Here is a 26,462-nt window from a genome sequence, read left to right on the forward strand (position 1 = left end):
CGTCGGCGTCCACGACGTCGAAGGCCCGCACGCTGTCGGAGGCGAAGCCGTAGCGGCGGCTGAACCAGCCGACCCCACCGCCCAGGGTGTAGCCGGTCACGCTGACCCCCGGCGCGCTGCCCGCCAGGCCCGTCAGGCCCAGCGGACCGGCCGCCGCCAGCACCTGCCCCCACCGCACACCGGCGCCCACCCGGACCACGCGCTCGTCGGCGCGTACCTCCACCTCGTTCAGCAGGCCGGTACGCAGCAGGATCAGCCCGTCCACATCACCGGAGGCGCCATGCCCGCTCGGCTGCGCGCTCACCGTCAGACCCGCCCGCCGCGCGTAGCGCACGAGCGCCGCCACGTCCTCGGCGTCCGCCGCCTCCGCCACGGCCGCCACCGGCTGCCTGACGGTCAGGTTCCACGGGGTGGCCGCCTGTTCGAAGCCGTCGTCGTCGGGCAGGAGCACGCGCCCCTTGAGGACACCGCGCAGATCGTTGATCGTCATTGTCGTCTCCCTTATTTCGAGTACTCATGAATGCGAAGGAACACCGCCGTGGGCGACGCCAAGGCAGCGTCAGGCGGGCTGCGGGGCGGGCGTCGCCGGAGCGGCCGCGACCTTGCGGGTCTCGCGCATCAGCAGCAGGCCGTTGACCACCATGAGCGTCGCGGTCAGGCCGTGGACGCCGAGCGCGGTGGCCACGGAGCCGTGGTGGGCCAGCACGGTGGTCATGTCGCCGTACGCGGCGAGGGCCTCCACCGACAGCCCCAAGCCCAGGGCCCGGCGGTGGCCGGTCACCAGCAGGACACCCAGGACCAGGGCCATGACGACGTCGCGGATTCCCTTGACGATCAGGAAGCCGCCGCCGTCGCCGGACGGCCAGCTCGGCAGGCCGAAGGTCGGCGCCGTCGTCTCCGGGCTCAGGATGAACTCCGACCCGAACCAGAGGATGAAGAGGATGAAGGCGGCGGCCAGGACGGTGTTGATCTTCTTCAGCGACATTGTTCTTCTCCTTGCGGATTTCGTTGGCTTGGTCAGGCGGCGCGGACGCGGCGGATGTGGCGGGCGTAGCGGGGACGGCCGACGATGTGCCAGATGCCGCGTACCGGAGCGGGAAGGGCGGACAGGAGCGTGGCGCGCTCGGCCGGGTTCGCGTCCTCAAGGACGAGGCCGAAGAGGGTGAGCAGGGTGAACTTGGGCGTGTTGGCCACCAGGTGGTCGCCCAGGGAGGCCCATTCCTTCTCGGTGATGTGCTCGGCCGCGAGCGGAAGGAGCGTGGCCTCCTCGTCGTCGAGGTGCTCGAGGAGCACGGCCCGGTGATCGGCCAGGGCGGCCACGAGCGTGTCGCGCTCGTCCGCCCCGGCGGCGGCCTCCCACGCGGGGACCGCCGCGTCCAGCCTGGTCAGCGTGGCCGCGACGCGCTCGTGCTGGGCCTCCATGCGCAGCACGATGTCGGCCTCCAGATCGACCCGGGACAGCAGCGGCGGCCACAGCAGCTCGTCCTCGCCCTCGTGGTGGTTCGTCAGTCCCAGCCGGTAGTCGCGGAAGTGGTCGGCGATCACCTTGGCGCGAGCGGTGTCACCCGGGGCGACCGCCGCGACGAGCTCCATCAGCAGCCGCGACTCACGGCGGAAGGCGCGATGGACGATCTCCATGTCCTGGGTGTTGACGCTCATTTCGTTCCCGCCCTTCATCGGTTCGACGTGTTAAGCCTGCTCCCGGCGTTTGGAAGGCACTTGGAACCGATTTGGAACGCGTGCGTAGGATGTCGCACGTCATGGTCTTGATCCGGGTTTTGGGCTCTTTCGGCGCCGAGGTCAACGGCGAGTCCGTCCCCCTGGGCGGGCCGCGGCAGCGCGGCGTCCTGGCCCTCCTGGTCGCGGCGCGCGGACAGGTCGTGTCGGTCGACCGGATGATCGAGGACCTCTGGCGCGGCGAGCCGCCGTCCCGTGCGCTGGCCTCCCTGCAGGCGTACGTCTCCAACCTGCGCCGGCTGCTGGAGCCCGGCCGCCCGCCCCGAACCCCGGCCCGCCTCCTGGTGAGCGCCTCTCCCGGCTACGCGCTGCGGCTGCCGCCGGAGTCGGTGGACGCGTGGCGTTTCGAGGACCTGCTCGACGAGGCCCGCACGCTCACCGAGCCCCAGGCCGCCCGCGCCCGGCTGGCCGAGGCACTGGGCCTCTGGCAGGGACCCGCGTTTGCCGAGGTCGCCGACGAGCCGTGGGCCGCCGCCGAGACCGCCCGGCTGAACGAGCTGCGCCTGGTCGCCCGCGAGCTCCACGTCGCGGCGGGCCTGCGGACAGGTGACCCCGCCTTGGTGGTCCCCGAGGCAGAGCGCCTCACCCGTGACGAACCCCTGCGCGAAGAGGGCTGGCGCCTGCACGCCCTGGCGCTGTGGAGCAGCGCCCGGCAGGCCGACGCCCTGGCGACGCTCCGGCGCGCCCGCGCCACGTTCGCCGACGAACTCGGTCTCGACCCCGGCCCCGACCTGGTCGCCCTGGAAGAGGCGATCCTCGCCCAGCGCATCGACATCCTCCGCACGGCCGTCCCCCCACCCCCGGCCATCCCACCCGCGGCCATCCCAGCCCCGGCCACCCCACCCCCACATGCCACGCCCTCGCACGACGCGACCCTGCGTCGCGCTGCCCCTTTCGTGGGGCGGGAGGGCGAGCTCGCCGCGCTGGTCTCGGCCGCCGGAGAGGCTGCCGCCGACGGGGTGCGCGTCGCTCTTGTCACCGGGGAAGCCGGGCTGGGCAAGTCGACGCTCTTGGAGCACCTCGGCGCGCGGCTGGAGCGCGACGGCTGGCTCGTCGCCGAAGGGCGTTGCCCGGAGGTCGACGGCGCGCCGCCCGCGTGGGCGTGGGTGGAGGCGCTGCGGGCCGTCGCCGCGACCGTTTCTCCCGGGGAGTTCGCCGGAGACCTGGCGCCGCTGCTCTCCGACTCCATGCCGGTGGACGGCGACGCCGCCGCCGGGCGGTTCCGGCTGCGCCGGGCCGTCTGGGGCTGGCTCGCGGCGGCCGCCACGGACCAGCCGGTCGCCGTCGTGCTGGACGACCTGCACTGGGCGGACACGACGACGCTTGGGCTGCTCGGCGGCGGCGTCGGCGTGCGCGCCCCGATCCTGGTCGTGGCGGCGTACCGCCCGGACGAGAGCGAGCACCTCACCGAGACGCTGGGTGCGCTCGCCCGCACCGCGCCGCTCCGGATCGCGCTGTCCGGGCTCGACGGCGCGGCGGTGGCCGAGCTCGTCCGGGCCGAGAGCGAGGCCGACGACGCGACGGTGGCGGGGATCGCCGAGCGCACCGGCGGCAACCCGTTCTACGTGCGGGAGAGCGCGCGGCTGCTGAACGGCGAGGGCGCGCTGGTCGCGCTCTCCGAGGTCCCCGAGGGCGTACGGGACGTGCTGCGGCGCCGGCTGGCAAGACTGCCCCAGAGCAGCGTGTCCGTCCTGCGGCTGGCGGCGGTGGCCGGCAGGGAGAGCTCGGTGGACGTGCTCGTGCAGGCCGCCGACTCCGACGCGGACGGCGTGCTGGACGCGCTGGACGCGGGCGTCATCGCCGGATTGCTCGACGAGCCGGGGCCCGGGCGGGTCCGGTTCGTTCACGCGCTGGTCAGGGACACGCTGGTCGCCGACGTCAGCCGGTTGCGGGCCGCGAGGATGCACGCCCGGATCGCCGCCGCCCTGGAGGGCACCGGCGACGTCGCGGCGCTCGCCCATCACCATGCGCGAGCGGGATCGCCGAAGGCCGTCGGCTATTGCGTGCGGGCCGCCGAGCTGGCCGAGGCGCGCTACGCCCACGACGTGGCGGCCGCCCTCCTCACCGACGCGGTGGCCAACTCCAGCGAACCGGACGAGCGCGTCGGCCTGCTCGGCAGGCTGCTCCGGGCGCAGATCAGGGCCGGGGCCGTCGCCGCGGCCAGGGACACGCGCCGGCAGGCCGTGGAGTACGCGGAGTCGATCGGCCGCGACGACCTGATGATCGCCGCGTTCACCGCCTGGACCGAGCCCACCCCGTGGCAGGCCCGCACGTACGGCACGGTCGACCGTCCCGTCGTCGACCGCCTCAGCCGCCTGCTCAAGCGCACCGGTCTCGCCCCCGACGTGCGGTCCCGCCTCCTCGTCGCGTACGCCAACGAGCTGGTGGGCGAGGACGACCCGACGGTCATGGCGGCGGCGCGCGAAGCCCTCGACCTCGCCACCGATCCCCGCCTCCGGGCCGCGGCGCTCCTGGTCCTCGCCAACGACCCCGGGCGGGAGGAGTACTCCCGCGAGCTGGTGGAGATCGGCGTCGAGCACGACCTGCCGGTCTACCGCGTGACCGGGCTGATCAGCCAGGCCGCGAACGCCGCTGCGGCCAACGACCCGGAGACGATGCGCCGCGTCACCGGGGAGGCGTACGACCTCGCCCGCGCCTACCGGATGCCGGAGGCGATCGGCGCCATCGAGATCGCGCTGGCGTCCCTGCTCCTCGTCGAGGGCCGGTTCGCCGACGCCGAGCGCCTCTACGTCGAGGCCACCGAACGCATGGAACGCGCCGGATCGGTGCACGCCGGCTTCGTCGGCCTCGCGCGGGCGGTGATCCGGCTGAACGACGGCACGCTCGGCGACCACCTGGACGACGTGCGCGCTCTCCACGAGGCGCTCGGCCCGATGGTCGCCGACCTGCTCGCGCTCGCCCTCCACGCAGCCGGCCGCAGCGACGAGGCCCGCCGCGTCCGCACGTCACCCAGCCCGATCCGGCCCGACTTCTTCTTCACCTTTCTGACCACCCTGCGCGCCATGGCCGTCATCGCACTGAACGACACCGGCGCCGCCGAGGAGTGCTACGCGGCCCTGCTCCCCCATCGCGACGGTCCTCCAGCCGGCGTCGCCAGCATGTCGCTGGCTGTGCGCCCGGTGGCCCACACGCTCGGCGAGCTGGCGCTGCTGCTCGGCCGCGACGACGAGGCCGCCGCCCATTTCGCCCGGGCCGCCGCCATCGCCGACCGCTGGAACGCCCCCCACTGGTCCGCCGCAGCCCGGGCACACCTCTGATCGACCCGGCCGGGACGGAAGGAAACGCCTCAGTGGCGCAGGTGCTTGCGGGCGAACTCCAGTTGCAGGCTCATCTGCGCGATCCGCTCGGCCACGACCAGCGAGCCGCGGATCGCGTCGTAGGTGTACACCTCGTACGGGTGCCCGTGCGCGGCCAGCCTGCCCACGTACTTCTCGATCTGGCGCAGCGGGCAACGCGTGTCGTTCTCCCCGGCCAGGATGAGCACCGGCGCCCGGACCCGGTCCACGTACGTGATGGGGGAGCTGGCGGCGTAGCGCTCGGGCTGCTCCTCGGGCGAGCCGCCGAGCAGCGCCCGGTGGTAGGCGCGCAGGCTCTCGGCCTCGTCCTCGTACGAGGTCTGGTGGCAGGCGATCGGCACGGCCGCGACGCCGGCGGCCCACAGGTCGGGCTGGGTGCCGAGGCCGAGCAGCGTGAGGTAGCCGCCCCACGCGGTGCCGGTCAGCATGACCCGCTCGGGATCGGCGATGCCGCGCTCCACGACCATCCGGCGGACGGCCGCCACGTCCTGCAGCTCGATGTGGCCCACGTCGCCGCGCAGCGCGTCGCGCCAGGCGGAGCCGTAGCCGGTGGAGCCGCGGTAGTTGACCCGCACCACGGCGAACCCGGCGTCCACCCAGGCCGCGACCTCGGGGGAGAAGGCGTCGTGGTCGTGCGCCGTGGGGCCCCCGTGCAGCATGAAGACGGTCGGGAACGGTCCGGCGCCGTGCTCGGGCCGCGAGACCAGCGCGTGGATCCGGCCGCCGGGGCCGGGGACGTCGAGGTCCTCCACGGGCACGCTGGGCGGCGCGGGCGGGCCGCCGGCGTTGATCACGACCTGGCCGTTGCTGGACTTGATGACCGGCGGGCGCGAGGCGCTGGACCAGGAGTACTCGACGTGCCCGGCGGGCCGCGGCGCGGCCTCCTCGATCACGCCGTGGGGCGTCTCGATCAGCGTGAGGCCGCCGCCTCCGAGGTCGTAGCGGTGCAGGTGGGTGCGGGCCCGGTTGTCGCGCAGGATGAGCAGGCCGCGGCCGTCGTGGTACCACTCGGCGCTCAGGTCGCCCGAGTCGCGCAGCCAGATCTCGCGCTGCTCGCCGGTGACCGGGTCCCAGACCAGGGGCTCCTGCCGTTCGCGGCGCTCGTGCAGGGCGAGCAGCCGGCGGTCGCCGGGCACGGGGGCGAAGCGCAGGCCGATGACGCCCTTGCCGGGCCCGTCGTACAGCTCGCGGACGGTCTCGCCGGACTGGCGCACCACCCGGAGCGCCGGGTGCCGGAAGTCGCCGTACTCGCCGTGGTTGACGGCGATGAGCTGGCCGTCCAGGGACATGTCCGCCACCCAGGCGGCGTCGGGGTGCTCGTAGAGCAGGCGGGAGGGCTCGCCGGGGCGTACGAGGTGGATGCGGAAGGAGCCCTCGCTGGCCAGGCTGATCGCGGCCAGGCCGGTGGCCGACAGGGCGATCCCGCCCGGCTGGCCGGGCGGCAGGTCGGGCGCGGCTAACTCGCTGGGGCCGCCGCCGAACGGCTGGCGCCACCAGACGCCGAACTCGTCGCCCTCGGTGTCGGCGAACCAGTAGATCCACTGGCCGGTGGGGTCGATGGTGGCGTGGGCGGTGCCCTTGGGGCGCTCGGTGACCTGCCGGGTGGCGCCGGTGGCGCGGTCCCAGGCGTAGACCTCCCAGGTGCCGGTGGCGTTGGAGCGGTAGATGGACCTGTTCGGCGCCTGGCGCGCCCAGACCGGCAGCGTCATGCGCGACGCTCGGAACCTGGCCTGCCAGCGTTCCTCGGCCTTCATCCGGCGCGCCCCCTCCCTTTGCCGCCCGCCTCCGGCCACGGGTTGCCGTCCAGTATTGCGCCTGTATCGCGGAAATACTCGCGGAATGTGGGGGAATTTCGGGCTAAATGCCTCATCAGTAACACCAGCCCCACTTGTCCGTCAAGGAATGGTCCTTGCCTGCGGTACGGTCTCGAAGATAGACAGGTGAAAGGCGGCCCTGGTTATCACTTTTCGCGGCTTTGTTGGGGCTCCTGATGGTGTCGCGGTGTCGCCGGCGAAATAGGCGGCGATTCGGCCGGCGAGCTCGGCGGGATCGGTGTGCCAGGCGCTCGGGCCCATCCGCACCACCTCGGTGACTCCGTCGCGGTCCAGCTCCATGTCGAACGCGATGGAGCGCCGCTCCACCTCGGTGAACCCCTCCATGCCGCGGGCCAGCCGCCGCTCCTTGTCCTCGTCCACCGACAGCAGCCCCAGATCCCCGACGAGGGGACTGAGGTGCTCGGGTGCGGGCGTGACGACGACGACCGCGCCCCCGGGCCGCAGGACGCGCCGGAACTCGGCGGAGTTCCTGGGCGCGAAGACGTCCATCACCACGTCGGCCACCCCGCTCCTGATGGGCAGCGGCCGCCACACGTCGGCCACGAACGCGCCCAGCCTCGGATGCGCGCGGGCCGCCCGCCGAACGGCGTGCTTGGACACATCGAACGCCACCCCGATGCCTCCGTCCACCGCCTGGAGCACACCGGCCAGGTAGTGACCGGTGCCCGCTCCGGCGTCCACGATCACCGGTCTCCGCGCGGCGCCCGGCTCGTGCCCGGACGGCCCCGCCCGGTGGCCGGGATCCACTCCGGGACCACCGTACGCCTTCGTGACCGCTCCGTCTTCCGGGACAGCGAAGCTTTTCTCACGAATCGCCGTTCCTGCGCTCCCACGGCCGGGCGGAATGCGCGCCGCGACACTTTCGGCGACAGCTTCGACAAGCGGCGCAAAATGCCCATTGCTCAAGAAATCCGCCCGTGCGGCGACCATCTCGGCGCTGTCCGCCGTCCCGGGCACTCGCGATCCCACGAGCAGGCTCACGTATCCCTGCTTGGCGATGTCGAACGCGTGCCCGTCGCCGCACCGTACGGCGCCTCGGTCAATGGTCACCGTTTCCCCGCAAATAGGGCAGACCAGAAATTCGATGATGTCAGCGAGCATGCCCCCATTCTTCCGGGGGCGCGACCGTGGCCACCGCCCGGTGGCCCGATCAGGCCGCGGTCACGCCGCGGCGGCCCGGAGGAAGTCGGCGTTGCCCTTGGACTCGCGGAGCTTGCCGATCAGCAGCTCCAGCGCCTGGTGCCGGTCGAGTGCGGTGAGCATGCGGCGCAGCCGCCACACGATCTCCCGCTCCCCGGCGGGCAGCAGGATCTCCTCACGCCGCGTGCCGGACGCCTCCAGGTCCACCGCGGGGAACAGGCGGCGCTCCGCCAGGTCCCTGGCCAGATGGAGCTCCATGTTGCCGGTGCCCTTGAACTCCTCGTACAGGCTGTTGTCCATGCGCGAGCCCGTGTCCACGAGCGCGGTGGCGAGGATCGTCAGCGAGCCGCCCTCCAGCACGTTGCGCGCGGCGCCGAAGAAGCGCTTGGGCGGGTACAGGGCGGAGGCGTCGATGCCGCCGGTGAGCACGCGCCCGCCGCCCGGAGCCAGGTTGTTGTAGGCGCGGCCGAGCCGCGTCAGCGAGTCGAGCAGCAGGACCACGTCCCGGCCCTGCTCCACGAGCCGCTTGGCGCGCTCGACGGCCAGCTCCGCGACGGCGGCGTGGTCGCGGTCGGGGTGGTCGAAGGTGGAGGCGAAGACCTCGCCCCGGACGGAGGCGCGCATCTCGGTGACCTCCTCGGGCCGCTCGCCGACGAGCACCACCATGAGGTGGACCTCCGGGTGGTTGCGGGCGACGGCGGCGGCCAGGGCCTGCAGGACCATGGTCTTGCCGGCCTTCGGCGGGGCCACGACGAGCCCGCGCTGGCCCTTGCCGATCGGCGCGAACAGGTCGATGACCCGGGTGCTCAGCGACTCGGTCTCGACGCGCAGCCGCTCGTCCGGGTGCACGGGCGTCAGGTCCGCGAAGGCGGGCCGCTCGCGCCAGTCGGCGGCGCCGTTGACCGACTCGACGCTCACCAGCTTGCCGCCCGCGACGTCGGCGACGACGTGGTCGCCGGGGCGCAGCCCGAGCTGCCTCGCCCGGTCCGGCGGGACCCGGACGTCGTCGGGGCCGGCCAGGTGCCCGGCGCGGATGAAGGCGCCGCGCTCGCGCAGGTCGAGCAGGCCGGAGACGCGCCGCACGGGCGCCCCAGAACGCTGCCGGGGCACAGCCGGCAGGGACGCGGTGTGCTTCTTGGAAGAAGCGGTGTGCTTCTCGGAAGAAATGGTGTGAACAGTCATGATGGGGGCCCCTTTCCAGGGCAGGCCGAAGGCGGGATCCGGCGACAGGCGGCCGTCAGGGCCCGCACACGGGGCCCGCGTACGCGGGCAACGCCTATGCCGTGAAGCGGTACGCCGAGGACGGACGGCCCGGCGGTGATGGAAGCGAACCGATCCCGTACGAGCGGGATGATCGCTGGAGAAGATCGGCGGAGCGGAAGCTCGACGCCGTTCGGAACGTATCACACGTTCCGAGTCATGCAACACCTAGCCCGCATGGGCTATTCCCGGGCTGTTCTCGTGTCGTAGCACGCCGGAGCCCCTGTGCGGCCGTAACAATGTTCTTCTCGAACGGTTCGCCACGCCGGGCCGTCGAAGGACACGCGGGCCGCGTCATCGTGTCAAGCGTGATGCAGGGCTCCTGCAATCCGGCCAGGTTTTCCTGTAGGCAAGCAGCATTCCATAGGGGGATCCCATGAAGACCAGCACCCGTTGCCCTCGGTGCCACCACGAGCTCGACGAAGGCCCGATCATGTACCGCTGCGCGCACTGCTGCCGCACCGTCTACGCCGCCGACCTCGACAACGAGTACGTGCCGCGCACCCCCGTCGCCGCCTAGGAGCCCGTCCCCGTCCCCGAGCGGCAGCGCCTCGGAGGTGCTGCCCTCGACGAAGGCGACGTCTGGACGAAGGGGACGCCTACTCGTCGTCCCAGGCCATCGAGCTCATGCGCCAACCGGCGGGCGTCCGGACGAACTGGGTGGTCTTGTGGCCGGAGCCCTCGAACCACTCGCCGTCGAGGAAACCCGACTTCCGGTACTCGCTGAACCGGTGGGCGATCGATCCGAAGATCTCGGTCCGCTCGGCGACCTCCCATTCGGAGAACCCGGTCAGCGTCCCGTCGGTGAGGATCTTCTCCCGGGGGGCGATGAACGCGTCCAGATCGTAGATCACCAGCTCGTCACCGACGTTCTTGATAATCATCCCTTGGGGGATGAAGAGCTCGCGGACGACGCCGACGTCCGGCCGCGCGCCGCCGGTGTTGGTGAACGCCCCCATGAAGGCGCGCATGAGCCGGTCGATCTCGGCCTTGGGCTCCGGCACGGGCACCCCTCTCACGAATGGACGCCTCACTCTAGTCTGGACGGGTGCCACACCAGCCCCTCACCGTCTCGGGCGTCGAGGTGACGCCCCTCTGCGACGCGGTCGGCCCCATGGGCGAGGCCATCCTCCGCCCCATGGCCGAGATGTTCCCCGGAGCGGGCCTTCCGCAAGAGCCGTGGATCCTGCACTTCCACTGCTTCCTGATCCGTGACCCGGCCGGCCGCCTCACGCTCGTCGACACCGGCATCGGCGCCACCGGCTCACCGGCGTCCAGCTGGGCGCCGGTGCCCGGGTCGCTGGTCGGCGAGCTGGCCGCGGCGGGCGGCTCGCCCGCCGACGTCGGCACCGTGATCCTCACCCACCTGCACAGCGACCACGCCGGCGGCGCGGTCGGCGACGACGGCACGCCGGTGTTCGTCAACGCCCGCCACGTCCTCCAGCGCGCCGACCTCGACGCCGTCGGCGGCGAGCTGCGCGAGCGGGTGCTCAACCCGATCAAGGACCTGCTCCACGTGGTGGAGGGGGACGCGGAGGTCGCGCCGGGCGTGCGGGTCCACCTGACCGCCGGTCACACGCCGGGCCACCAGATCGTGCGCGTCGGCGACGTCGCCGTGACCGGTGACCTGGTGCTGCACCCGGCGCAGCTCGCCGACCCGGCCGTGCCGTACGTCTACGACGACGACCAGGAGCTGGCGGCGGCCACGCGCGCCAGGGTCCTCGGCGAGCTGCGCGCCGCCCGCGCCGTGCTCGCCACGGCCCACTTCGCCGACCCGTTCGTCCAGCTCTGAGCTCCTAGCGGCCGGCCAGGGCCGGCTGGTCGGACAGCAGCGACGCGGGCAGCGCGACCATCGCGGTCAGCCCGCCGTACGGCGACGGCCCGAGCCTGACCCGGATGCCGTGCCGGGCCGCCAGCCGGCTGACCACGAACATCCCGAGCCGGTCGCTCTGCGCCAGGTCGAACTCCGGCACCTCCTCCAGCCGGGCGTTCAGCTCGTCCAGCTCGGCGCGCACGAGCCCGAGCCCGCGGTCCTCGATCTCGACGGTGACCCCGTGGGGCGTGAGCGCGGAGCGGACGTCCACGCGCGTCTGCGGCGGCGAGAAGAGCGTGGCGTTCTCGACCAGCTCGGCCACGAGATGGGCGACGTCGGTGACCGCGCCGCCCAGCACCGACACCTGCGGCGGCTGCAGCACCTCCACCCGCGGGTACTCCTCCACCTCGGCCACGGCGGCCCGCAGCACGTCCACGAGCGGCACCGGGTTGCGCCAGCCGCGCCCCGGGGCCTGGTCCGACAGGATGATCAGACTCTCGGCGTGCCGGCGCATGCGGGTCGTGAGGTGGTCGAGCTTGAACAGGTCGGCCAGCATCTCCGGCTGCTCGGTGTGGCGCTCCATGCTGTCGAGCTGCATGAGCTGGCGGTGCAGCAGCGTCTGGTTGCGCCGGGCCAGGTTGACGAAGACCTGGCTGACCCCGTGCCGCAGCCGCGCCTGGTCCACGGCCGCCTCGACGGCGGTGCGCTGCACGCTGTTGAACGCCGTGACGATGTCGCGCACCTCGGCCGTGTCGGCCTTGACCTCCAGGGGCGCCAGCTCCTCCTCCGTGGGCCCGTCGCCGCCGGCGCGCAGCCGCTTGACCAGCCCGGCCAGCCGCACCTCGGCCAGCTCCGTGGCCGCGTCGCGCAGGCTGGCCAGCTCCTCGCCGAGGCGGCGGCGGAAGCGCAGCGACAGCAGGATCGAGGCGAGCACGGCCAGCAGGCCCGCACCGCCGGCCACGCCGATCTTGGTGAGGATGCTGTCGGCGGCGGGCGTGACCCGGCGGACGACGCCCTGCACCGCCTGGAACTGGTTGCGCTCGGTCGCCGCCCACAGGTTGTCGCCGTCCACGGGCCAGGTGGCCGCCGCCGCGGGCAGCCCGTTCATCGCGGCCTGCCCCCTGACGGCGTCCTCCGCCTTCAGGAACTCCTGGTACGCGGGTGAGGCCAGCAGCTCCTCGTACGGGCCGCGCAGCCGGCCGTCGAGCTGGGAGAGCGCCTGCGTGTAGAGCAGCCGCCGGGTGCCGACCATGCCGATGAACGCCTCGCGCTCGGCCTTGGTGACGCGGCCCCGGGCCAGCACCACCGCGATCACCGCGCGCTCCCGGGACAGGATGTCCTTGGCCTCGCCGAGCATGGTCACGGCCCTGGCCTGCCGGTAGAGCGACTGCTCCGGCACCAGCACCATGGCGTCGAACATGCGGAACGTGGCGTCTGCGATCCGGCTGTAGCCGTCGATCACCTCGAGCGGCGCGGGGGCGGACCCGTCCACCTTGCGGCGCAGCCGGGGCAGCTCGTCGAGCTCCCGGTACAGGGCGTCGAGCTGGGTGGCCATCTGCGGCGACAGGTCGCGCTCGCGGGCGGCGAGCTGCCGGAAGGCGGCCACGGTCCGGTCGGTGAGGGCGCGCTGCGTGGTCAGGCGCTGGCGGCCCTGCCTGCTCGTCAGGTACTCCACCGAGGCCAGGCGCTCGTTCTGGAGCTGCACGTTGATCTGCTCGGCGGGGTTGGACAGGTTGGTGACCAGCTCGTTCACCTGGAGGAGGCGCAGCCCGTCGCCGCCGGTCAGCGCCGCGGCGAACGCCCACAGGCCCACCAGCGAGGTGAGCGGGACGAGCAGCAGGACCAGCAGCTTGAGCGCGATGGGACGGCCACGTGTGGGGGGCATGCGACCTCCGGAGGCATGGTGAGATCGCCTCGCAGAGTACACCCCTTCAGGGGGATTTCTCCGGTGTGCAGGGGGCCGGCCCGCACAGCGGCGAGCCGTGGCGGGCGCGTCCTGGACGCCCGCCACGGCTCACCTGTGTCCTTCGTGTGCGCCTTCCGGACCGCCGCCGGTCGGGGCGGCGTGCCTTCCGGACCGCCGCCGGTCAGGGCAGCGTGTCCTCGGGGCCGCGCGCCACCAGGCGGTCGCCCGGCACCCGGGCGCCCGGCACCCGGGCATGGGCGGGGCCCCGCGTGCGCGCCTGCGTGTACGCCGGCTCCCGGTCAGCGCCGTCGCGCGGGAAGGGCGCGGTGTCGCGGTCCTCGTCGCGCTCCGCCGCGCGGGCGTCGCGGACGGCGGCGCGGGCGTCCGCACGGCCGGCCTCGCGGGCGGCGGTGCGCTCGGCCGCGACGCGGTCGGCGGCGGCGTGCTGGGCGGCGCGGTCGGCGGCGGCGTGCTCCGCGGCCGCGCGGTCCGTGGCGGCGTGCTCACGTTCGAGCCGGCGCTCCAGCTCCCGCTTCTCGTCCTCCAGGCGGGCCACCCGGTCGGAGGTCTGCGCCTGGTCGGCGCGCATCCGCCGGCGGCGTCGCGCGGACCTGCGCGTGCCCGCCACCATCATCCACAGGCCCAGAAGCAGCACCGCGGCGGTGATCGCCCCGGCCGCGAACATCTGGACATGGTCGAGCTGTAACGTGTAACCGAACAGGATGTACCTGGACGTCTCCTCGGTGGCCACCAGGACGACGGCACCACCGGCGAGCAGGACCAGGACCAGGCCTAGCAAGGTCATCCGAACTCACCCCTTGTCGTCTGAGCGCCTCCCTTCTGCCCATCGGCGCGGCCGATATGCGGCGCAGGCCCTATCCCGTAAGGGTTCCAGGTGAGGATGGCGTCATGAGACCCGACCCCGGCCAGGTGCTGCACTTCTCCGAGGACCCCACGATCGAGCGGTTCGCGCCGCACGTCGCGCGCACGTCCGCGCGGGCCGAGCCGTACGTCTGGGCGGTGGGGCCCGAGCGCTGCCCCGACTACTGGTTCCCGCGCCAGTGCCCGCGCGCGATGGCCTGGCGCGACCCCGGCACCACCGACGCCGACGCCGAGCGGATCATCGGCGCCGGCTGCGGCGACCGGGTCCACGCCGTCGAGTACGGCTGGCTGCGCGCGATCACGGAGGTGCGCCTGTACGCGTACCGGCTGCCGGCCGAGCCGTTCGAGCCCATCGGCGAGCCCGCCCACGCCGTGGTCGCCCGCGTGCCGGTGGAGCCGCTCGGGCCCGCCGAGCCGGTGGGCGACCTGCTGGAGCTGCACGAGCGGGCCGGGATCCAGCTCCGCGTGCTCGACCGGCTCTGGCCGTTCTGGGACGAGGTGACGTCCAGCACGCTCGGGTTCAGCGGGATCCGGCTGCGGAACGCTCGTCGATGAGGGCGGTCAGGCGCTCGACCGGCATCGACCCGGGCGGCAGCTTCTCGCGGGCGAACCGGTCGGCCTCGCGCTGGAGCACGTCGTTGACCGGGGTCGGCAGGCCGTACTCACGGCCGAGCAGCACGATCTCGCCGTTGAGGTAGTCGGTCTCGATGGTGCCGCTGGAGCGGGCGAGGCTCTGCCAGGACGAGCCGCCGCCGCGCTGGGCGCCGCCGATGGGCCGCACGTCCACCTGGTCGCCGCGCAGCGCGCTCTCCTCCTCCTGGCCGGTGTACGGGATCCCGGCCTCCTCCAGCACCGCGGCGCCCTCCGCCCGGGCCCGGTCGTGCAGCGTGCCGACGCCGGGCTCGTGGCCGCACAGGGCCTCGACGGCGTTGCCGAGGTTGCCGAGCAGCTTGCCGTACTTCCAGCGCATCACGTCGGGCTGGGCCAGGGCCACGAAGTCGCTCTTGCACAGGTCGGCGACCATCTGGCGGGCCAGGTCGTCCACACCCTGGGGATAACGGCCGACGTGGAACATCCCGGAGTGCGGCATGCCGTAGGCGGCGACCGTGCCGGGTTCGAGGTGCAGGGCGGGCAGCCACACGCACATGCCGTAGACGCGCTCGAACCTCCGCATCACGGTCCGCTCGTTGTCGACGCCGTTCTGCGCGCAGAGCACCGGCAGGTGGCGCGGCCAGGGGTCGAGCGCGGCGACGGTGTCCTGCGACTTGGTGGCCAGCACCAGCACGTCGTCGTCGCGCGTGGGGACGGGGCCGTCGGCGGTGGGGACGGGGAGGGTGTCGTCGGACTCGGGGGTGAGCAGGCGCAGGCCGCGTGTCCTGAGCGCCTCGTAGTGGGCGCCTCTGGCGATCAGCAGCACCTCGTGCCCCGCCTGGAAGAGGCGGGCCCCGATGGTGCCGCCGACCGCTCCCGCTCCGATCACGATGTAGCGCATGGCTCCGAGGATGTCACTCCCGGCTTCACGGCCGCCCACCGGGCCGCCGCTCGGGCCCTCGGGACTACTTCGCGAGGGCGACCTGGGTCCGCGGGATGGCAGCGCCGCGGAAGCGCTCGCGCACGATCGTCCTGAGCACCCGCCAGCCGTCGCGGACGGCGTGCAGGTTGCTCTCGCCGTGGATGCGGCTGCGCTCGTGGCTCGGGACCTCGGCGATGAGCAGGCCGGCCTGGGCGGCGCGGACGTTCATGAGCGTCTCGATCTCGAAACCGTCGCAGTCGAGGCCCATCGCGTCCAGGTGCCGGGCCCAGAAGGCGTTGTAGCCGTAGCACAGGTCGGTGTAGCGGGTGCCGTACAGCCAGTTGGTGAGCCCCGTCAGCGCCCGGTTGCCGAGGGAGCGCAGCGGGCTGATGTCGTCGGAGCCGCCGCCCGGGGCGTACCGGGAGCCCTTGGCGAAGTCGGCGCCGTCCTCCAGGGCGGCGACGAAGGAGAAGATCTCCCGGCCGTCGGTCGAGCCGTCGGCGTCGATCATGACGATGATGTCGCCGGAGGCGGCCGCGAAGCCTTCGATGAGGGCGTTTCCCTTGCCCCGTCCGGTCTGGGTGACCACCCGGAGGTCGGGGCGCAGCCGGCGGGCCACGGCGACGGTGTCGTCGCTGGAGTTTCCGTCGACGAGCACGACCTCGTCGATCCAGGCGGGCAGGGTCGCGAACACGTGTGGCAGGTTGTCGGCCTCGTTCATCGCGGGGACGACGACGGTGACGCTGGCGGTGAATGGCCCCTTGTTCATGCCTAGACGGTGCAACTCGGCGCATGCAAGCCGCTTGACTTCGCCTTGCAGGGATCATGGTAATCCATGCCTCATCTGGGCATGTTCATCATCCTGTGACCTGGTGACACACTCGCGGCGGGGCGTTGCGCGGCCCGGTGGGACGACCTTGACTTCCCCACCCGAATGTGCGCCTCTAGCGGAGCAGCGGCAGCCGGCCGGTCAGGCGGTCCACGTCCGCGCGCGGCCCGATGACGCTCACGGCGAGGTACGCCAGATCCTGTGCCCCGGTGCGGGCCAGCTCCGCGAGGTAGTCGTCGTAGACGTTGGTCCGCTGCGCGATGGCCGCCATGTCCGCGATCGCCACGCCGGCCGTACGGGCGGCGTCGTCCCGGATCCGGCGGACGATCGCGGACGGCGCGGCCAGCACCGTGCATCCGGTCCACGGCAGCCCGGCGTGCGCCCCGCCGGAGGCGTCCTCGCCTCCGGAGCCCAGGATCGACGGCACCGCCTGGCTGGTGGACGCGGCCAGGCACGCCGCCGCGTTGGCCTGCAGCCCGCGGGGCAGGTCACGGTCCAGCACGATGACCCATTTGACCGGGAGCTCCCTGGTGGGCAGGTCGGGACGGTGGTCGAGGTGCGCGAGCGCGGTCATGAAGGCTCCCTTCTCCGAACTTCTGAAGTGAGTTTCACAGCATCGCCGCTGAGCTGACAAAGCAGTTACGCTCTTTCCGAAGGAAGTTCGGAAAATCGTCAGGGAGCGCGTACGTGGACGAACTTGATGCGGCCATCCTCGCCGAGCTCCAGCGCGACGGCCGCCAGACCAACAGGGAGCTGGCCGAGCGCATCGGCATCGCCGCCTCGACCTGCCTGGAGCGCGTGCGCGCGCTGCGCGCCAACGGGGTGATCGAGGGCTTCCACGCCGAGGTCAACCTGGCCGCGATCGGGCGCCCGGTCCAGGCGCTGATCAACGTGCGGCTCCACCCAAAGATCCGGGAGGCGGTCGAGGGGTTCCGCGAGTACATCACGGCGCTGCCCGAGACGCTCGCGATCTTCGTCGTGTCGGGCGGCGACGACTTCATCATCCAGGTGGCCGTGCGCGACACCGGGCACCTGCGCGACTTCGTCCTCGACCACGTGTCGCGGCACCGCAACATCGCCGACGTGCGCACCTCGCTCGTCTACGACCACATCCGCAGGACGTCCCTGGAGGTGCTGGAACCGGAGCGCCCGAGCCGCCCCCGCACGGGCCGCAAACCCCGCTGAGCGCCGTGGGCTCAGGAGGGATCAGACCAGGGCCTCGTCGGCGCGGGCCAGGATCTCGTCCACCGTCTCGGCCGGGCTCTGGTGCGAGGTGTCCAGCCACAGGCCGATACGCGGCGTCTCGTTCCGCAGGGCGCCGTCGAGGTCGGCGACCGTCCACGCGCCGTACCCCGTCTTGGGGCGCTCCCGCTCACGCCGCTCCACCGCGTCCGCGTCCGGCGCGAGCACGACCACCCGCAGCGGCCGCGCCGTGATCAGCGACACGAGCAGCGCCAGCTCCTCGCCCAGCACCACGTCCTGCACGACCGGTGTGAACCCCTCCCCGGCGTACAGGTCGGCCGCCGAGGCCGCGAGCCGGTACCTCAGCCGGAGCTGGCGCGTGGCCTCCCCGGCGTCGCCGGGCGCCATGTCGGCCCGGCCGTTGACGATCATGCGGCGGAACAGGTCGCCGCGGAGGTGCACGGAGCGGGGCAGCCGCTCCGCCAGCGCCTGCGCGACCGTCGACTTGCCCGCGGCCATGATCCCGGTGATCAGCACGACGCCCTTCACGGACCCGCTCCTTCCCGGTGCCTCGCCTCGTCCGGCACCTTGAGCACCACGATGGCGACGTCGTCGCTGAGCACGCCGGACTGGTAGGCGGACACCTCCTGCAGGAGCCGGCCCGCGATGTCCGAGGCGCTGTCGTCCCGGGCCTCCAGCAGTGCCCGCTCCATCCGTTCCTCGCCGAACAGCTCGCTGTCGCGCCGGGCCTCGATCACGCCGTCGGTGAAGAAGACGACGCTCTCGCCGGGGCGCACCTCCACGGTGACGTCGCTGAGGTTCAGCCGGCGCAGCATGCCGAGCAACGTGCCGGGCCGGCCCACCCGGGACGCGCCGGCGCCGGTGAGGTGGACCGGCTGCGGGTGCCCGCCCAGGCTCAGCGTGAGCAGGCAGCCGCCGCCGGGCGGGAGCGACACCTGGGCGTAGGCGACGGTGACGAAGCGGTCGGTGCGCTCCCTGACCACCGCGTGGTGCAGGGACGCCAGGATGGCCGACGGGGTGGGCTCGCGGGCCGGAGCGGCGCGCAGGGTGTAGCGGGCCAGGCTGGTGACCACCGCCGCCTCCGCGCCCTTGCCCGAGACGTCCCCGATGACCAGGGCCCAGCCGTCGTGGGTCTCGTACATGTCGTAGAAGTCCCCGCCCACCTCGTCGCCGAGGCCGGCGGGCCGGTAGATGCCCGCCAGGTCGAGGCCGTCGACGCGGGGCAGGCCGGGCGGTATGAAGCTGGCCTGCAGGATGCCCGCCAGCTCGCGGGCCTCCTTCTCCGAGTGCTCGGCCCGTTGCCGGGCCAGCAGCAGCTCCTGCTCGTAGCTGCGCCGGTCGGTGGCGGCGAAGACGCAGATCCAGATCTCCCGCGGCCCGGCGGGATCACCCTTCATGACGGCGTTGAGCAGCACGGGCAGCCGGTCCCCGGCCGCGCGGCGGAAGTCGACGGCGATCTCGCGGGCGGAGGACTGGAGGGCGAGCAGCGGGGCGAAGTGCGTCTCGTAGAAGATCCGGTCGCCCACGGGCAGCAGGTCCTGGACGCGGGCGCGGCCGACGAGGTCCTCGGCGCGGTGGCCGGTCATGGCGAGGAAGGTCCGGTTGGCCAGGCGGATGGCGCCGTCGGCGTCCGTCACGAGGAAGCCGCACGGCGCGTCCTCGAACAGCTCCTCGAAGCCGCTCGTCAGGCCCACGGCGGACCCTGGGCTCGGGTCACAGGAACGCCTTGATCGCCGCGATCGTCTCCTCGGGGGCGCTGAGGTTCGGGCAGTGGCCGGTGGCGCGCATCAGCACCAGCTCGCTTCCGGGGAGGGCCGTGTGGACGTACCGGCCGACGGCCTCGGGGGCGATCACGTCGTCGGCGCACTGGAGGACGAGCGCCCGCGTGCGGCACTGGTCCAGGTCGGCGCGGTTGTCCGACAGGAACGTCACCCGGGCGAAGCGCTGGGCGATGTCCGGGTCGGTGCGGCAGAAGCTGTTGGCCAGCTCCTCGCCGAGCTCCGGCCGCTCCGGGTTGCCCATGATGACCGGCGCCATCTGGCTGGACCAGCCGAGGTAGTTGCTGTCGAGCGACTCCAGCAGCTCCTCGATGTCCTGCGCGCTGAAGCCGCCGACGTAGCCCTCGTCGTCGATGTAGCGGGGTGAGGGGCCGACGAGCACGAGGTCGGCGAAGCGGTCCGGCTCGGCGTTGGCGGCCAGCACGCCGACGAGGGAGCTCACGGAGTGGCCCACGAAGCTCACCTCCGTCAGGTCCAGCTCGTGGCAGATGTCGAGGACGTCCTGCGCGTACCCGTGGAGGCTGGAGTAACGCTCCGGGTCGTAGGCCGACAGGTCGGAGTGTCCCGCGCCGACGTAGTCGAAGAGCACGACCTTGTACGCGTCCTCGAAGGCGGGCGCGACGAGGCGCCACATGTTCTGGTCGCAGCCGAAGCCGTGGGCGAACATCAGAGGCTTGCCGTCAGGGCGGCCCGAGACCTTGACGTGGTTGCGTACCAGTACGCTCATGATTTCCGAGCATAGGCCATCAAAATCGCTCAAACCTTGTCAGGTGATGGCAAAAGGCGCGATAGGGCCGCATTCGCTGGGCATCCCCACGACGTGGAGCTCGCGATTCTCCCGCTCGCCGTCACGATGATGATGGGGCCGCAGATCGTGTCGGCCGTCATCCTGGCGACCACCGAGCGGCCCGTGCGGGCATCACTGGCGTTCCTCGCGGGAGTGGCCCTAGCCGCGACGATCGGCGTGGCGATCCTGCGCGCCCTCTTCCTGCTGCTCGGCGGCGAGACGCTGGGACGTCCCGCCGACCACGGGTCGTTGGGCACGATCATCCAGATCGCGCTGGTCGTCCTGCTGGCCGCCCTCGCGGTCAAGAACTACGTGACCCGGGCGAGCGCCGAGCCGCCGAAATGGCTCGGCGCGCTCATGGAGGCCGGGCCGGGCAAAGCCTTCACGACCGGATTCCTGCTGATCCTGCTCATGCCCTCGGACCTCATGGTGATGGCCACCGTGGGCGTCCGGCTGGCGCAGGCCGGAGAGAGCCTGGCGGCGGCCGTGCCGTTCCTCGCGGCCACGGTGCTGATCGCCGCCCTGCCCCTCCTGGCCCTGCTGATCTTCCACCGGCGGGCGAAGAAGGTCATGCCGCAGGTGCGGACCTGGGCGAACACGAACGGCTGGCTGATCAACATCCTGGCCTGCCTGATCTTCATCGTGCTCATCCTCGCGTGAGCCCCGCGCGGCTCAGCTCCAGGTGGCCCGCTTGAGCACGCTCGGCAGGCCGTACGTGTTCCAGGCGTCCACCACCAGGATTTTGGACTTCGGCAGGAACCACTCGCGCTGGTTCCACTTCGACTGCACGCGGCCGGTGTCGTTCGTCACGCAGGTGTTCGGCCAGACGGTGTACTGCGCCTTGTGGCCGGGACCCACCTGGCGCAGCCCCCGGTAGGACGCCTTCTCGCCGTGCATCCAGCTCAGCCGGGAGTTGTACGGGCAGGGGATCACGCCGCTGGAGGGGTGGAACTGGTACTTGCCGGTGTAGGTGACGGAACCGCCGCCGACGGGGACGTTCGTGTACGCCTTCGGGCCGAAGATCCAGAAGCTCTCGCAGTCCGGTGCGAACGCCTCCGGCTTCTTGCACAGCAGTCCGGTGACCACGACGACCGTGTCGCCCTTGCGGTGCACCTTCCAGTCGGCGGGGATCTTCAGGGTCATCCCGCGGAAGGAGAGGGTCTTGGTCTGCTCGGCGGCCGAGTCGGCGAAGGCCGGGGCTGCTGTCGCGAGCAGGGAAGTAGCCGATACCAGGGCAAGGGCGGCGAAGCGCTTTCTCATGTCCGGCAAGCTACGCATCCGTACTTGTCATCCGCTGGCTGTTCGCTTGACGGGTGTTACGATCTCAGACATAAATCGTACATACGTGTTCAAGTTATGCGAGAGGTCGTCCACCATGGTGCTGAGCGCGGACGCCACGATGGTCCTGCTGGCGGCGGGGCTGATCTTTCTGCTGGCGTTGCTGCTGGGCGTCTGGAAGTACCGCCAGATGGCTGTCTCGGCGGAACACGTGGCTCATCCCTATGTGGACATCGCGCATCGAGCCGCCCTGCTCTATTCGTTCGCGACGCTGCTGCTCGCGGCGTTCGTCGAACTGAGCGACTGGCCCCCGCCGGTCGACCTGGCGGCGGCGGGGATCGTGATCTTCTTCTTCGTGGCCGCGATCGGCTCGTACGTCTACCACGGCTGGCGTCGTGACACCGACAACCAGCGGCGTCACCCCGTACGCGGCACGGGCCTGTTCATGGTCGCGCTGATGGTCGGTGAGATCGGCGGCTTCGCGGTGCTGCTGGCCGGATTCGTCCGGGCACAGCTGTGGTGAGCCGGAACACCTCGGCCGGGTTCAGCCGCCGACCGGGTGGTCGTGCCGGCCACGCAGGGTCGCCAGGCGGGCCTGGTACTCGTCGGTGCCGATCTCCCCGCGGGCGAACCGCTGCGCCAGGATGTCCTCCGGTGTCACCCGGCGGGGCGGCATCTCACCGCTGGTCGTCCTGCTCAGGTAGCGGGTGGCCAGCACGATCGCCGTGATGAGCGCGCCCCAGAACACCACCGTGGTGAAGATCATGAGGGCCATGCCCCATCCGCCGGTGCCGTAACCCCACATCATCGTGACCACCTGCCTTCTCGCTCTCCTCCAGCCTGCGCGCCCCTCGGGGGCCCCGGCAGAGGTCCTTCGTCCCCTTGGGCAGGGTCTTAGGTAGGCGGTCGACGAACGAACAAGGGCCCGACCGCTGTCTCCAGCGATCAGGCCCTTGCCTGCGAGTCGGGGTGGCGGGATTTGAACCCACGACCTCTTCGTCCCGAACGAAGCGCGCTGCCAAGCTGCGCTACACCCCGGTGCACGCCGTCTTGCTCGTGCTTGGGAAAGTCTAGCGGACTTCGCGGGTGCTTGTGACGCCGTCGCCGCCCGATCCGCGCCCGGCTCAGCGGCGGGGGACGAGGGTCAGCAGCGTCGCCTCCGGGAAGCAGGCGAAGCGCACCGGCGCGTACGGCGAGGTGCCCAGGCCGGCCGAGACGTGCAGCCAGGCCGAGTCGTGCCGGCTCAGGCCCTTGACCCGGGCCCGGTCGATGCCGCAGTTGGTGACCAGCGCGCCGTAGAAGGGGACGCAGAGCTGCCCGCCGTGCGTGTGGCCCGCCAGCAGGAGCTGGTAGCCGTCGGCCGCGAAGCGCGTCATGTTGCGCGGCTCCGGCGAGTGCATGACGCCGAGCCGCAGGTCGGCGTCCGCCGGCGCCGGGCCCGCCACCCGGTCGTAGCGGTCGAGGTCGATGTGGGAGTCGTGGATGCCCGCCACCGCCACGTCGAGGTCGCCGACCTTGATCCGGGCCGTGGTGTTGTTCATGTCGAGCCAGCCCTCGGCGGCCATGCCGGCGCCCAGTTCCTCCCACGGCAACGACGGCACGTGCTGGCGGCGGTCGTTCTTGGAGGTGCGCCACAGGTAGCGGGCCGGGTTCTTGGGCTTGGGCGCGTACAGGTCGTTGGAGCCGTACACGAACAGGCCCGGTCGCGACAGCAGCGGCTCCAAGGCGTACAGCAGCGACGGGACGGCGTCGGGGTGGGCGATCGAGTCACCGGTGTTGACGACCAGGTCGGGCTCCAGCGCCCCCAGCGAGCGCACCCACTTGATGAGCATGTCGCGGCGCGGCGTCAGGTGGAGGTCGGACAGGTGGAGGACCCGCACCGGCCGCCGGCCGCGCTCCAGGACCGGCACGTCGAAGCGGCGCAGCCGGAACCAGTTGCGCTCGACGACGGAGGCGTAACCCAGCCCGGCCAGGCCGAGACCGAGCATGGACAGGGGTACTGAGACGGCTTTCCTCACGTACTCATGATGCCCGACAACGGGCACGTGCCGTCCGGCCAGACGGCAAGATGGACGTCATGAGCGCATTGAAGGACAAGCTGAAGGCCGATCTCACGGCCTCGTTGAAGGGCCGGGACGAGGTACGTCTCCGGACGATTCGGATGGCACTCGCCGCGGTGAACGTCGAGGAGGTCGCCGGCAAGGAGGCCAGGGAGCTCTCCGACGACGAGGTCGTCAAGGTGCTGACCAAGGAGGCCAAGAAGCGGCGCGAGGCGGCCGAGGCGTTCCGCGGCGCCGGCCGGGCCGAGCAGGCCGACGCCGAGCTGGCCGAGATGGCGGTGCTGGAGGAGTACCTGCCCGCGCAGCTCAGCGACGAGGAGCTGCGGGCCCTCGTCGACGAGGCCGTCGCGGAGACGGGCGCGGCCGGGCCTCAGGCGATGGGCCAGGTCATGAAGGCGGTCAACCCGAAGGTCGCCGGGCGCGCCGAGGGCGGCCGGGTCGCCGCCGCGGTCCGCGCGCGCCTGGCCCAGTAGGCCGGGCCGAGCCCGGGGCCCGGTAGGCCGGGCCGAGGCCGGGTCCCGCGGGGAGCCGGTGGGCGGGCCCAGGAGGGCCCGTGGCGGCATGCGAGAGGCCTCCGCCCAGGGGGACGGAGGCCTCCGGCCGGCTCAGCCCAGGGGCGGGCTCAGCGGCCGCGCCTCATCTGGTCCTCGGTGATGGTCTGCGGCGTCTGCGGGGTGCCGGTCGCGCCGTTGTCGCCGCCGCGGCCACGCCGGCGGCCGTTGCCCGGGTCGCCCTGGTCGCGGTTGTCGAACTGGTCACGGAACTGGTCGAGGAGGTCCGGCGGACTACCCTCCTCCTCCTGCTTCTTCTTCGGCTTGGGCGCGCAGTTGTCGCCGCAGCCGCCGAAGCGCTCCTGGTTGACCGGGGTGAACTCGGCGGCCTCGACGCCCTTGAGCGCCCCCAGCATGGCCTGCTTCCAGATGCGGCCGGAGATCGACGCGCCGTACACGTACGAGTAGGAACGCCCGCCGATCGTGACGCCGATCAGCTTGTGCTTGAACGCGCCGCGCAGGTCGCCGAGGCTGACCGCGCTGGCCAGGTTCGGCGTGTAGCCGGCGAACCAGGCGGCGGTGTAGTCGTCGGTGGTGCCGGTCTTGCCGGCGGCGTCGCGGCCGATGCCGCCGACCTCCTGCATGGTGCCCTTGGTGAAGACGCCCGACAGGATGCCGCTGACGGCGTCGGCGACCTCGGGGTCCATGACCTTGGAGCACTTGGGCTTGAACTGCCTGATCTTGCCGTACCGGTCCTTGATCTCGGTGATGGCGAGCGGCTTGCAGTACTGGCCGCGGGAGGCGAACACGGCGTAGCTGTTGGCCACGGTGACGGGGTCGACCTCGTTGATGCCGAGCGTGAACGTCTCGTACTCGCCGAGCTTGCCGCCGTCGGCGCGCTTGAGGCCGAGCCGCTTGGCCAGGTCGACCACCTTGCACAGGCCGACCCGCTCCTCCAGCTTCATGAAGAACGTGTTGACCGAGCCCCACGTGCCGGTCTGCAGGGTCTTGAAGCCGCCGCCGCCCTCGCTGGAGTTGCGCACCTCGTGGCTCGGGTCGCCGACCCGGTTGCCCTTGCAGTCGCGGAACGCGCCGTAGCTGGGAGCGGAGTACCCGGCCGGCGACGGGAAGCCGTCGCCGTACTTGTAGCCCTCCTCCAGCGCCGCGGCCAGCGTGTACGCCTTGGCGGTCGAGCCCTGCTGGAACCCGACGCCGCCGCCGTGCTTGGCGTCGGCGACGATGTTGTAGCTGACCTCGTTCTTCTTCTTGTTGCCGCCGAACTTGCGCGAGGCGGCCATGGCCTTGATCTCACCCGTGCCCGGCACGATCATCGCCTGCGCGGCGGCGGGCTTGTCCTTGGTGCTGACGTACTCCTTGATCGCCTTCTCGGAGGCCGCCTGCATCTTCGGGCTGATCGTGGTCTTGATCTCCAGGCCGCCGCGCTGGAGCAGCTTCAGGCGCTCCTGCGGGGTCTTGCCGAAGGCGTCGTTGTTGAGGATCTCGTTCTGTACGTACATGCAGAAGTACGGGTACTTGCTCGCCTCGCAGCCGCCCGGCGCCGCGATGCCCTTGTAGCCGAGCTTCTTCTTCTTGGCCTCGGCCGCCTCCTGCGGAGTGATCTTGCCGAGCTGGGCCATCCGGTCGAGGACCGTGTTGCGCCGGTCGAGCAGCAGCTTCTGGGCCTTCTTGCCGACGCTCGGGTCGGTGCGGGCCGGGTTCTGCACGGCGCCGGCCAGGGTGGCGGCCTGGACGAGGTTGAGCTCCGCGGCCGGCTTGTCGAAGAACCTGCGGGAGGCGGCCTGGATGCCGTGGGCGCCCGCGCCGAAGTAGGCGATGTTGAGGTACTTCTCCAGGATCTGGTTCTTGGAGTACTTCTTCTCCATCGCCATCGCGTACCGCAGCTCGTTGAGCTTGCGCGACACGGTCGGGGCGATGGCCGCCTGCTGCTCCTCGGGCGTCTCGGCCGCGTTGACCAGCACCTGCTTGACGTACTGCTGGGTGATCGACGAGCCGCCCTGGGTGACGCCGCCGGTCGTCATGTTCTTCACCAGCGCGCGCGCCGTGCCCTCGACGTCGATCGGGCCGTGCTGGTAGAAGCGGAAGTCCTCGATCGAGATCAGCGCCGTCTGCATGATCGGCGCGACCTTGTCCAGGGTCACCGACTGGCGGTTCTCGTAGTAGAACTGCGCGATCTGCTTGCCGTCGGCGTCCTTCAGGACCGTGCGCTCGGGCAGCGGAGGCTCTTCGAGATCCTCCGGCTTGAGATTGATCTCCTTCATCGCCGTGTTTGCGGTGATTCCCGCCCCGCCGACGGCGGGCAGCGCGATCGCGGCCGTCAGCACGCCGGCCGCCGCGCCGGCGGCGATCAGGCGCACGATGTTCACGAACGGTGAGGAACGATCTTTACCCTGAGCTTGCACAGCATCCAGGGTACGTCGAAAGGGTGACCTTATCGGTAACTCGATCACATTTCGCCTTGACTGACGGGGGTGACTAGTCATTCCCGGTCAACGGAGCGGCGAGAAATTGGTCCTCTGGGGTCTGTCGGCCCGAACGTCTAGTTGCGTACGTTCTCCTCTGCGGCAACTGAATACGGAGGCTCGGCGCCCGCGCCCGTCGGCCCCAAATGACGA

At 71.9% G+C, this 26,462-nt stretch carries 27 protein-coding genes and 1 tRNA gene; 8 read left to right on the forward strand and 20 right to left on the reverse strand.

The window, feature by feature from the left end:
• From HT134_RS31950 to HT134_RS31960, 3 genes are all read right to left on the reverse strand, one after another.
• Nucleotides 1-490 (reverse strand): FAD-binding oxidoreductase (locus HT134_RS31950; RefSeq protein WP_175604214.1); only part of this gene is annotated, 490 nt, incomplete at its 3' end.
• 69 nt (nt 491-559) lie between these two features.
• Entirely contained in the window at nt 560-985 is a 426-nt protein-coding gene (locus HT134_RS31955; protein WP_175604215.1) for a DUF4267 domain-containing protein, read from the reverse strand.
• 32 nt (nt 986-1,017) lie between these two features.
• Nucleotides 1,018-1,659 carry a hemerythrin domain-containing protein gene (locus HT134_RS31960; protein ID WP_175604216.1) on the reverse strand — a complete coding sequence of 214 codons (642 nt, stop codon included), beginning with the start codon at nt 1,657-1,659 and terminating at the stop codon, nt 1,018-1,020.
• Nucleotides 1,660-1,778: 119 nt separating this feature from the next.
• On the opposite strand from HT134_RS31960, the gene HT134_RS31965 reads away from it, so the two are divergent.
• Nucleotides 1,779-5,015 (forward strand): ATP-binding protein, encoded by a 3,237-nt coding sequence (locus HT134_RS31965; RefSeq protein ID WP_246366006.1) that lies wholly within the window; start codon nt 1,779-1,781, stop codon nt 5,013-5,015.
• A gap of 29 nt (nt 5,016-5,044) precedes the next feature.
• On the opposite strand, the gene HT134_RS31970 is transcribed toward HT134_RS31965, so the two are convergent.
• The 3 genes from HT134_RS31970 to rho all read right to left on the reverse strand — a co-directional run bounded on the left by HT134_RS31970 (nt 5,045) and on the right by rho (nt 9,112).
• Nucleotides 5,045-6,808 carry a S9 family peptidase gene (locus tag HT134_RS31970; RefSeq protein WP_175604218.1) on the reverse strand — a complete coding sequence of 588 codons (1,764 nt, stop codon included), beginning with the start codon at nt 6,806-6,808 and terminating at the stop codon, nt 5,045-5,047.
• 141 nt (nt 6,809-6,949) lie between these two features.
• The gene (locus tag HT134_RS31975) at nt 6,950-7,990 is read right to left on the reverse strand and encodes a putative RNA methyltransferase (RefSeq protein ID WP_175604219.1); all 1,041 of its coding nucleotides are present in this window, start codon (nt 7,988-7,990) and stop codon (nt 6,950-6,952) included.
• 60 nt (nt 7,991-8,050) lie between these two features.
• Complete coding sequence (gene rho, locus HT134_RS31980) at nt 8,051-9,112, reverse strand: transcription termination factor Rho (protein ID WP_312888599.1); 1,062 nt, start codon at nt 9,110-9,112, stop codon at nt 8,051-8,053.
• A 553-nt stretch (nt 9,113-9,665) separates the two neighbouring features.
• Between rho and HT134_RS31985 the strand changes: the two genes are divergently transcribed.
• A complete protein-coding gene (locus HT134_RS31985) occupies nt 9,666-9,809 on the forward strand; it encodes a hypothetical protein (protein WP_175604221.1) in 144 nt (47 codons plus the stop codon).
• Between the two features lie 79 nt (nt 9,810-9,888).
• Here the strand turns inward: HT134_RS31985 and HT134_RS31990 are convergent, their stop codons facing one another.
• Nucleotides 9,889-10,293 carry a DUF4440 domain-containing protein gene (locus HT134_RS31990; protein WP_175604222.1) on the reverse strand — a complete coding sequence of 135 codons (405 nt, stop codon included), beginning with the start codon at nt 10,291-10,293 and terminating at the stop codon, nt 9,889-9,891.
• A 44-nt stretch (nt 10,294-10,337) separates the two neighbouring features.
• On the opposite strand from HT134_RS31990, the gene HT134_RS31995 reads away from it, so the two are divergent.
• Complete coding sequence (locus tag HT134_RS31995; RefSeq protein WP_312888602.1) at nt 10,338-11,081, forward strand: MBL fold metallo-hydrolase; 744 nt, start codon at nt 10,338-10,340, stop codon at nt 11,079-11,081.
• 4 nt (nt 11,082-11,085) lie between these two features.
• On the opposite strand, the gene HT134_RS32000 is transcribed toward HT134_RS31995, so the two are convergent.
• Together HT134_RS32000 and HT134_RS32005 are read right to left on the reverse strand one after the other, a co-directional pair.
• Nucleotides 11,086-12,987 (reverse strand): sensor histidine kinase, encoded by a 1,902-nt coding sequence (locus HT134_RS32000; RefSeq protein WP_175604223.1) that lies wholly within the window; start codon nt 12,985-12,987, stop codon nt 11,086-11,088.
• A gap of 202 nt (nt 12,988-13,189) precedes the next feature.
• Nucleotides 13,190-13,813: a hypothetical protein gene (locus HT134_RS32005; protein ID WP_175604224.1), complete on the reverse strand. Its 624-nt coding sequence runs from the start codon at nt 13,811-13,813 to the stop codon at nt 13,190-13,192.
• Between the two features lie 104 nt (nt 13,814-13,917).
• Between HT134_RS32005 and HT134_RS32010 the strand changes: the two genes are divergently transcribed.
• Entirely contained in the window at nt 13,918-14,445 is a 528-nt protein-coding gene (locus tag HT134_RS32010) for a DUF6886 family protein (protein ID WP_175604225.1), read from the forward strand.
• Here HT134_RS32010 and HT134_RS32015 read toward each other — a convergent pair.
• From HT134_RS32015 to HT134_RS32025, 3 genes are all read right to left on the reverse strand, one after another.
• The gene (locus HT134_RS32015; RefSeq protein ID WP_175604226.1) at nt 14,411-15,382 is read right to left on the reverse strand and encodes a ketopantoate reductase family protein; all 972 of its coding nucleotides are present in this window, start codon (nt 15,380-15,382) and stop codon (nt 14,411-14,413) included. The genes HT134_RS32010 and HT134_RS32015 overlap by 35 nt on opposite strands.
• Before the next feature lie 64 nt (nt 15,383-15,446).
• The gene (locus HT134_RS32020; RefSeq protein WP_175604227.1) at nt 15,447-16,172 is read right to left on the reverse strand and encodes a glycosyltransferase family 2 protein; all 726 of its coding nucleotides are present in this window, start codon (nt 16,170-16,172) and stop codon (nt 15,447-15,449) included.
• A gap of 175 nt (nt 16,173-16,347) precedes the next feature.
• A complete protein-coding gene (locus HT134_RS32025) occupies nt 16,348-16,806 on the reverse strand; it encodes a DUF2000 domain-containing protein (protein ID WP_175604228.1) in 459 nt (152 codons plus the stop codon).
• Between the two features lie 113 nt (nt 16,807-16,919).
• Here HT134_RS32025 and HT134_RS32030 point away from each other — a divergent pair, with 113 nt between their 5' ends.
• Nucleotides 16,920-17,417: an Lrp/AsnC family transcriptional regulator gene (locus HT134_RS32030; RefSeq protein WP_175604229.1), complete on the forward strand. Its 498-nt coding sequence runs from the start codon at nt 16,920-16,922 to the stop codon at nt 17,415-17,417.
• A gap of 21 nt (nt 17,418-17,438) precedes the next feature.
• Here HT134_RS32030 and HT134_RS32035 read toward each other — a convergent pair whose 3' ends face one another.
• Genes HT134_RS32035 through HT134_RS32045 form a run of 3 tightly spaced genes read right to left on the reverse strand, consistent with a single transcriptional unit; the run spans nt 17,439 to nt 19,940 of the window.
• Nucleotides 17,439-17,963 carry an AAA family ATPase gene (locus tag HT134_RS32035; RefSeq protein ID WP_175604230.1) on the reverse strand — a complete coding sequence of 175 codons (525 nt, stop codon included), beginning with the start codon at nt 17,961-17,963 and terminating at the stop codon, nt 17,439-17,441.
• Nucleotides 17,960-19,129, reverse strand: coding sequence for a PP2C family protein-serine/threonine phosphatase (locus HT134_RS32040; RefSeq protein WP_175604231.1), 1,170 nt, complete (start codon nt 19,127-19,129; stop codon nt 17,960-17,962). The genes HT134_RS32035 and HT134_RS32040 overlap by 4 nt, the downstream gene beginning before the upstream one ends.
• A gap of 19 nt (nt 19,130-19,148) precedes the next feature.
• Nucleotides 19,149-19,940: an alpha/beta fold hydrolase gene (locus HT134_RS32045; RefSeq protein WP_175604232.1), complete on the reverse strand. Its 792-nt coding sequence runs from the start codon at nt 19,938-19,940 to the stop codon at nt 19,149-19,151.
• 93 nt (nt 19,941-20,033) lie between these two features.
• On the opposite strand from HT134_RS32045, the gene HT134_RS32050 reads away from it, so the two are divergent.
• Entirely contained in the window at nt 20,034-20,660 is a 627-nt protein-coding gene (locus tag HT134_RS32050) for a GAP family protein (protein ID WP_175604233.1), read from the forward strand.
• Between the two features lie 12 nt (nt 20,661-20,672).
• On the opposite strand, the gene HT134_RS32055 is transcribed toward HT134_RS32050, so the two are convergent.
• Nucleotides 20,673-21,260, reverse strand: a complete 588-nt coding sequence (locus tag HT134_RS32055; RefSeq protein WP_175604234.1) for a hypothetical protein — start codon at nt 21,258-21,260, stop codon at nt 20,673-20,675.
• 85 nt (nt 21,261-21,345) lie between these two features.
• Here HT134_RS32055 and HT134_RS32060 point away from each other — a divergent pair, with 85 nt between their 5' ends.
• Entirely contained in the window at nt 21,346-21,801 is a 456-nt protein-coding gene (locus HT134_RS32060) for a hypothetical protein (protein WP_217708644.1), read from the forward strand.
• 21 nt (nt 21,802-21,822) lie between these two features.
• Here HT134_RS32060 and HT134_RS32065 read toward each other — a convergent pair whose 3' ends face one another.
• The 3 genes from HT134_RS32065 to HT134_RS32075 form a co-directional block, all read right to left on the reverse strand.
• On the reverse strand, nt 21,823-22,095 hold the full coding sequence (locus HT134_RS32065; protein WP_175604235.1) for an SHOCT domain-containing protein: 273 nt from the start codon (nt 22,093-22,095) through the stop codon (nt 21,823-21,825).
• A 147-nt stretch (nt 22,096-22,242) separates the two neighbouring features.
• Nucleotides 22,243-22,316 (reverse strand) — tRNA-Pro (locus tag HT134_RS32070).
• 86 nt (nt 22,317-22,402) lie between these two features.
• Nucleotides 22,403-23,266: a metallophosphoesterase gene (locus HT134_RS32075; RefSeq protein ID WP_175604527.1), complete on the reverse strand. Its 864-nt coding sequence runs from the start codon at nt 23,264-23,266 to the stop codon at nt 22,403-22,405.
• Between the two features lie 89 nt (nt 23,267-23,355).
• Here HT134_RS32075 and HT134_RS32080 point away from each other — a divergent pair, with 89 nt between their 5' ends.
• Nucleotides 23,356-23,811: a GatB/YqeY domain-containing protein gene (locus HT134_RS32080; RefSeq protein WP_175604236.1), complete on the forward strand. Its 456-nt coding sequence runs from the start codon at nt 23,356-23,358 to the stop codon at nt 23,809-23,811.
• Between the two features lie 149 nt (nt 23,812-23,960).
• Here HT134_RS32080 and HT134_RS32085 read toward each other — a convergent pair whose 3' ends face one another.
• Nucleotides 23,961-26,213, reverse strand: a complete 2,253-nt coding sequence (locus HT134_RS32085) for a transglycosylase domain-containing protein (RefSeq protein WP_312888603.1) — start codon at nt 26,211-26,213, stop codon at nt 23,961-23,963.
• Between the last annotated feature and the right edge of the window lie 249 nt (nt 26,214-26,462).

It is taken from the genome of Nonomuraea rhodomycinica (genome assembly GCF_013363995.1).
Taxonomy (GTDB): Bacteria; Actinomycetota; Actinomycetes; order Streptosporangiales; family Streptosporangiaceae; genus Nonomuraea; species Nonomuraea rhodomycinica.